2 pseudogenes are annotated in these 634 nt (G+C 42.9%); both read right to left on the bottom strand.

Features of this window, described 5'->3' with window-relative positions:
• A pseudogene (locus tag CIK04_RS27055) lies at positions 1-233 on the bottom strand (hypothetical protein); the annotation flags it as partial.
• 248 nt (positions 234-481) lie between these two features.
• A pseudogene (locus tag CIK04_RS27050) lies at positions 482-634 on the bottom strand (elongation factor P); the annotation flags it as partial.

Here is a 634-nt window from a genome sequence, read left to right as displayed (position 1 = left end):
TGCAATGGGCTAACAGATTCAAAATATACCCATCCCATTTCACTACAAGCCCAAAGCTTGCCTGAGCGCACATCGAAAGTGGTTGCTCCAAGATCTTCGCTAAACTGGCACAAACCGCTATCGGGTTGATTGTAACTTACTGAAAATGCATTAGCAGTATTGGATTCAGCTTGTACTGAAAGGCTGAGTGAACTCGCAATAATGGCGAGTAGAGAGAGTGGTTTCATCGTCATAACGTCATCCGTTTTATAAATGTGATATCAGTTCCATAAAGTAAGTACGATATTAACAAAACAAATGACTCATTTTGAGACTTAGAAATGCAACCAATCCCTTATTGTTAGCAAATGTAAATTGGCGATGCATACAATCAATAAACGAGCGCCAAATGACAGATGCCTCACCACACGTCGACAAACAAACTCTGTCCGAAAATAAAAAGGCCGCCAAGGCGACCTTTTTAGAAACTATCGGGCTGAAATTACTTCACGCGACCCACGTACTCTGAGCTACGTGTATCAACTTTGATCACTTCACCGATTTGGATGAATAACGGCACACGAACAACAGCACCGGTTGATAGTGTTGCTAGGCTTACCACCTGTACCCTGAGTATCACCCTTTAGGCCCGGAT

The organism is Vibrio sp. 03_296 (assembly GCF_002265885.1).
Note: the sequence above shows the minus strand (reverse complement) of the source record. Positions and strands in the feature narration are given on the sequence as shown.